The sequence below is a fragment of the Agromyces sp. Marseille-Q5079 genome, from assembly GCF_051016555.1.
In the GTDB taxonomy this organism is placed as follows: Bacteria; Actinomycetota; Actinomycetes; order Actinomycetales; family Microbacteriaceae; genus Agromyces.
Map to the genome: position 1 here is coordinate 433,101 of NZ_JBPEJF010000004.1, position 6,526 is coordinate 439,626.

5 protein-coding genes are annotated in these 6,526 nt (G+C 71.5%); all 5 read right to left on the minus strand.

All coding sequences use genetic code 11. The annotated features are described in order from the left end of the window. Window positions 1-7: 7 nt before the first annotated feature. The 5 genes from pepN to ACR3IO_RS12655 are packed head-to-tail and all read right to left on the minus strand — an operon-like array spanning window position 8 to window position 6,406. Entirely contained in the window at window positions 8-2,584 is a 2,577-nt protein-coding gene (gene pepN, locus ACR3IO_RS12635) for an aminopeptidase N (RefSeq protein ID WP_434071552.1), read from the minus strand. 43 nt (window positions 2,585-2,627) lie between these two features. Beyond that, on the minus strand, window positions 2,628-3,311 hold the full coding sequence (locus tag ACR3IO_RS12640; protein ID WP_434071553.1) for a response regulator: 684 nt from the start codon (window positions 3,309-3,311) through the stop codon (window positions 2,628-2,630). Beyond that, window positions 3,308-4,633, minus strand: a complete 1,326-nt coding sequence (locus ACR3IO_RS12645; RefSeq protein WP_434071554.1) for a sensor histidine kinase — start codon at window positions 4,631-4,633, stop codon at window positions 3,308-3,310. The genes ACR3IO_RS12640 and ACR3IO_RS12645 overlap by 4 nt, the downstream gene beginning before the upstream one ends. A 10-nt stretch (window positions 4,634-4,643) precedes the next feature. Next, window positions 4,644-5,498, minus strand: a complete 855-nt coding sequence (locus ACR3IO_RS12650; protein ID WP_434071555.1) for an ABC transporter permease subunit — start codon at window positions 5,496-5,498, stop codon at window positions 4,644-4,646. After that, a complete protein-coding gene (locus ACR3IO_RS12655) occupies window positions 5,495-6,406 on the minus strand; it encodes an ABC transporter ATP-binding protein (protein ID WP_434071556.1) in 912 nt (303 codons plus the stop codon). The genes ACR3IO_RS12650 and ACR3IO_RS12655 overlap by 4 nt, the downstream gene beginning before the upstream one ends. Window positions 6,407-6,526: the final 120 nt, after the last annotated feature.

Sequence of the window (6,526 nt, forward strand, 5' to 3'; positions counted from 1 at the left end):
GTGGGAGTCAGCCGAGCGACTCCGCGTCGCACCGGCGCGCCCGGAGCGAGCGTTCGAGCTCGTCGAGCTGCTCCGAGACGAGCCGGTGCAGCGGGGCCGGCGCCGGGTTCGCCGTGAGCCAGCGCCGCGCAGCATCCGCGAGTTCGGCGGTCACGAGCGGCGCCGGGAACAGCAACTTCACGATGAGCGAGGCCATCGTGAAGCCGCGCGACGCCCAGACCTGCTGCAGGATCGCGAAGTAGTCGTCGACGCTGGAGGCGAGCAGTGCCGGATCGGAGGTGCGGCGCCACCCGTCGGCGACGGCGCGCGCGACGTCGTTCGACAGCGTCGCATCGGTCGCGACGCGCTGCCACGCGGCATCCTTCACGGCCTGGTCGGGCCGGGCGGCACGGGCGGTCTCGGCGAGGCGGCGCCCCTTCGCGGTGTCGTCGACGGCGAGGGCGGCCGCGATCTCGTCGACCACGACCTCGTCGTCGGATGCCGCGAGCAGGGCCGCTCGCGCAACGACGATCTCCCAGCGCAGGTCGAGGTCGATCTCGAGCCCGTCGAGCCGGATCGAGCCGTCGAGGAGGTTGCCGAGCACGTCGGCGTGCGCCTGCGAACTCGCGAGCCGGGTGAACGCCTTCACGAACTGCAGCTGCGTGTCGGACCCGGCCTCGGCGAGCTCGACGAGCGCCCACACGCCGTCGCCGGCCTCGGCCGCGACCCGTTCGCGATGCTCATCGGCGAGGTAGCGTTCGAGCGCCGTCTCGAGGCGCGTGAGGGCGAGGCCGCGGGCGGAGGACGTGCTCTCGCGGCCGATGTTGCCGAGGACCAGCCGCACGAAGGCGCTCGCGGACAGTTCGGCATCGCGCACGGCGTCCCAGGCGGAGCCGAGGACGACGGCGCGGGCGACCGGATCGGCGAGATCGCCGAGGCGCTCCGATGCGGTCGAGAACGACCGCTCGTCGAGGCGCACCTTGGCGTACGTGAGGTCGTCGTCGTTGACGAGCAGCAGGTCGGGGCGGGGGAGGCCGACGAGTTCGGGTACGGCGGTCGAGGCGCCGTCGACGTCGATCTCGATCCGATGCGTGCGCACGAGTGCACCGGATGCATCGCTCGCGTAGGCGCCGATCGCGATGCGGTGCGGTCGCAGCGTCGGATGCGTCGGTGTTGCCGACTGCTCGATGACGGCCGAGGTGATCGTGCCCGCGGCATCCGCCTCGATGACGGCGCGGAGCGTGTTCACGCCCGCGGTCTCGAGCCAGAGGCGCGACCACCCGGTGAGGTCGCGGCCGCTCGCGCGTTCGAGTTCGTCGAGGAGGTCGCGGAGGGTCGCGTTGCCGCCGGCATTCGCGCTGAGGTACGCACCGACGCCGCGCTGGAAGGCGTCGAGCCCGACCCACGCGACGAGCTGCTTCAGCACCGAGGCGCCCTTGTCGTACGTGATGGCGTCGAAGTTGACCTCGACGTCGCCGAGGGACTCGATGGGAGCCACGATGGGGTGGGTCGAGGGGAGCTGGTCCTGTTCGGCTGCGTGGGTCTTCTCATCGCTCGCGAAGGTCGCCCAGACGCCCGTGAACTCGGTGACCTGCGACGTCGCGAGCGTCGAGGCCCAGGTGGCGAACGACTCGTTCAACCAGAGGTCGTTCCACCAGCGCATGGTCACGGAGTCGCCGAACCACATGTGCGAGAGCTCGTGCAGGATGACGATCGCACGCTGCTCGCGGCGCGCGTCCGAGACCCGCGAGCGGAAGACGTAGTTCTCGTTGAACGTGACGGCGCCGACGTTCTCCATGGCGCCCCAGTTGTACTCGGGAACGAAGATCTGGTCGTACTTGCCGAACGGGTACGGCACGCCGAACGCCTGCTCGTAGAACGCGAGACCGGCCTGCACGGTCTCGAACATGACCTCCGGTTCGGCGTACCGGGCGAGCGACGCCCTGGTGAACACCCCGAGCGGGACCTCCCGTCCGTCGGCGCTGGTCGCGGAGCCGTGCCACTGCGCGTAAGCGCCCGCCACGATCGCGACGATGTAGCTGGAGATCTCGGGACCGGTCTCGAACGCCCACACCGCGGCATCCGGGGTCGCCGGCGACGGGACCGCCTCGGGCGTGGGTGCGTTGCTCAGCACGACCCAGTGGGCGGGGGCCGTGATCGTCAGCCGAACGGAGGCCTTCAGGTCGGGCTGGTCGAACACGGCGTACACCCGGTTGGCCTCGGCGACCGCGAACTCCGTGTAGAGGTAGACGGCGTCGTCGACCGGGTCGACGAACCGGTGCAGTCCCTCGCCCGTGTTCGAGTACGCGTTGGTGCTGACGACGCGCAGCTCGTTCTCGTCCTCTAGGCCGTCGAGTCGGATGCGTCGGCCGTCGGATGCCGCGGCCGGATCGAGCGCGCGACCGTTCAACGTGATCTCGTGCACCGCGCTCGTGGTCGCCTCGATGAAGGTGGCTGCGCCCGGGGTCGCGCGGAAGCGCACGAGGCTCGAGGAGGCGAAGGACTCACCGTCGCCCGACAGGTCGAGGTCGACCTCGTACGATACGTCGGCGACGATCGCCGCGCGCTCCTCGGCTTCGATGCGGGTCAGATCGGCAGCGGGCATGTGCAGGGCCTCCGTAGGGTTCTCGACAGGCCAGCCTACTGAGTCAGGATGCGCCGGACGTCGGCAGCAGGCCGTGTTCGTACGCGTAGATCACCAGCTGTACGCGGTCGCGGGCGCCCAGCTTGAGGAGCACCCGGCCGACGTGGGTCTTCACCGTCGATTCGGAGAGGTAGAAGTCCGCGGCGATCTCGGTGTTGCTCCGGCCCTCGGCGACGGCGATGAGGATCTCGCGCTCCCGTGCCGTGAGCGAGGACAGTCCCGGCGCCTCGACGGCACGCGTGCCGGGGAGCTCGTCGGCGAAGAGCTCGATCATGCGGCGGGTGACCCGCGGCGCGAGGGCCGCCTCGCCGGCGTGCACCGTGCGGATCGCGCCGACGAGGTCGGTGGGCCGGGAGTCCTTCAGGAGGAACCCGCTCGCCCCGGCGCGGATGGCCGCGAACGCGTACTCGTCGAGGTCGAACGTCGTCAGCACGAGCACGCGCGTCGGTCGGGCGCCGCGCACGATCGCCTCGGTCGCCGCGATGCCGTCGACCCCGGGCATGCGCACGTCCATGAGGATCACGTCGACCGCGAGCGAGTCGACGAGGGCGACGGCCGCGCGCCCGTCGGCCGCCTCGCCGACCACGTCGAGGTCGGCCTCGGCCTCGAGGACCATCCGGAGGCCCGTCCTGACGAGGGACTGGTCGTCGGCGATCGCGATGCGGATCCGGGCCGGGTCGGAGCTCATGCGGGATCCTCTCCCGAAGGGGTGGGCGTGGTGCCGGGGGATGCCGCGGCAGGGTCGTCGTGCGCGCGGAGTTCGGCGTGCAGGCGCCAGCCGCGCACGGCGCCGGGTCCGGCCTCGAGCGTGCCGCCGTACAGCGCGACCCGCTCGCGCATGCCGACGAGCCCGTGGCCGTCGTCCGAGATCGCGGGCCGGGAACCGGCCGGCGCGTCGTCGACGATGTCGACCCGCACGACGTCGTCGTGGAGTTCGACGCCGACGACGACGCTGTGGGCGCCGGTGGCATGGCGGAGGGCGTTCGTGAGGCCCTCCTGCACGATGCGGTACACGGTCAGCTGGAGGTTCGGGTCCGATATCGTCGAGCCGATCGTCGTCAACTGCACGGGGAGCCCCGCGACGCGGAAGCTCTCCACGAGCGCGGGCAGGGCGGCGGCGTCCGGTTGCGGTGCGAGCGGCTGGGAGTCGGAGGCCGGCTCGGCGAGCACGCCGAGCATCCGCCGCATGTCGACGAGTGCCGAGCGGCCCGTCTCGGCGACGAGGCGCATCGCCTCGGAGGCGCGCTCGGGGTCGCGGCCGGCGGTCGCCGACGAGCCGTCGGCGAGCGTGACCATCACCGTCAGGCTGTGCGAGACGATGTCGTGCATCTCCCGGGCGATCCGCGAACGCTCGAGCGCGGTCGCGAGCTGCGCCTGGCGGTCGCGCTCGCGGGCGAGGTCATGGGCGCGGGCGATGAGGGCGTTGAGGTAGCGGCGCCGGTTGCCGACGGTCACGCCGATGAGGGTCGCGATCAGGAGCAGGACCGTGAACTGGGTCGCCGAGGCCGGGGCGTCGGCGCCGAACGGCGCCACGGTGCCGCCGGCGTGCGCCCAGACCGCGATGTACGACGAGGCAGTGGCCACCGCGACGGAGCCCGCGAAGCCGATCCAGGCCGACCGCGTCGAGCCGTAGACGGCCAGCGCGTAGAGGCCGAGCAGCATCGGGAGCACGTCGGTCGAGCCGAACGGGTAGACGACGAGGCAGACGCTCCACGAGACGATCAGGAGGAGCCAGGGCCGCCGGCGGCGGAGCAGCAGGATCGCGGCGCCCGCGACGGCGATGGCGACGAGCTGCGCGACGGTGATCCAGAGCGGCGGTTGCTCGGGACCGAACCCGAGCACGAGCGACCCGATGAACGTCGGCACGAAGTACAGGCCGGCGATCAGCGAATCCGAGAGCCACGGATGCCGGGCCCAGAACTGGCGCACCACCCCGGGCGGCTTCGGCAGACGCAGTTCTCCCCCGACCACCGAAGCCGGGTAGCCGGGGGAGAGCGGTGCTTCCGTCATGGACGTGACTCTACGCGTCGCGTCGTTTCAGCAGGACCGCGGCGCCGGCGACGGATGCCGTGACCCAGCCGAGCACGATCAGCAGGTTCAGCCAGACGCCGAGGGCGTCGCCCGACGGCCCGGCGGTCGTCGACGTGAACATGTTCATGCCCGAGGTCGAGAGCAGGTACGGGATGAGGTCCTGGGCCCACTCGGCGGGGATCATCGCCAGCACCGTCGGCAGCAGGAGGATGAGCCCGAGCACCGCGGCGATGCCGCCCGCGCTGCTGCGGAGCATCGTGCCGACGCCGAGGGCGAAGACCGACACGAGCGCGAGGTAGAGCGCACCGCCGAGGAGCGGGAGGAAGACCGCGGGGTCGGTGATGCTCGCCGACACGTCGATGCCCGCGAAGATCACGGAGGAGACGAGGAAGGCGAGCAGGTTCGCGACGAGGCCGACGACGAAGGTCGCGACGAACAGCACGACGGCCTTCGCCGCGAGCGCCGGGAGGCGCTTGGGGACAGCCGTGAGCGTCGACCGGATCATGCCCGTCGAGTACTCGCCGCTGATCACCAGCACGCCGAGCACGCCGGCGACGAGTTGGCCGAAGTAGACGCCGAACACTGACGCCTGCAGCACGAACTGCGCCTGCTGATCGGCCGGAGCCGTGCCGACGTCGAGGCCGCCGTCCATGCCGCCGACCATGCTCAGCGACATGACCAACGCCATGCCGAGCGAGATCGCGATCACGATGAGGTACGACCAGGCGGTCGAGCGGAGGCTCCGGAGCTTGATCCACTCGGAACGGAGCACTCCGCCGAAGGTCAGCGACGTCGAGCGTGCGCGCTGGGACGGGTGTGCCAGCTGCGGGGCGAGCGTGGTCATCGGACGGCCTCCGTACGGTATTCGACGGCGTCGGAGGTGAGGGCCATGTAGGCCTCCTCCAGCGACGCGGTCAGCGGGGTGAGTTCGTGGATGGCGAGCCCGTGCTGGGCGGCGAGGTCGCCGATGCCGGCCGCCTGGAGACCGGTCACCTCGAGCACGCCGGCCTCGGAGCGGATCACCGCGACCTCGGGGGCCGCGAGCAGCTCCGCGAGCTGCGAGGCATGAGGGGAACGGACGAGCACGCGGGAACGCGTGCCGCCGGCGATGATGTCGCCGACTGGTGCGTCGGCGATGATCTCGCCGCGACCGAGCACGATGAGGTGGTCGGCGGTGAGCGCCATCTCGCTCATGAGGTGCGAGGAGAGGAAGATCGTGCGGCCCTCGGATGCGAGGTGGCGCACGAACTGCCGAACCCACAGCACCCCTTCGGGGTCGAGCCCGTTGACCGGTTCGTCGAGGATGAGCGTCGCGGGGTCGCCGAGCATCGCGGCGGCGATACCGAGCCGCTGGCCCATGCCGAGAGAGAAGCCGCCGACGCGCTTGCGGGCGACGGATTCGAGGCCCGTGAGCTCGATGACCTCGCGCACGCGGCTCGCCCCGATGCCGTGCGTCGCGGCCATCGCGAGGAGGTGGTTGTAGGCGCTCCGACCGGTGTGCACGGCCTTGGCGTCGAGCAGTGCCCCGACCTCGTGCAGGGGGGCACGGTGTGCGGCGTAGGGCTTGCCGTTGACGGTCACGCTGCCGGCGCTCGGCCGGTCGAGGCCGACGATCATGCGCATCGTGGTGGACTTGCCGGCGCCGTTCGGCCCGAGGAATCCGGTGACCTGCCCTGGGCGGACGGTGAAACTGATGTCGTTGACGGCCGTCTTCGCGCCATAGCGCTTGACGAGCCCTTCTGCGGTGATCATGCTTCCACGCTACGGATGGCGCGGCCCCGGGACATCCGCCGCGGGAATGGTTCGGGGCGGGGGGGGGGGGTGGCCGGGGGCGCCCCCCGGCCCCCACGCACCCGCGGGGGACCCCCCGCT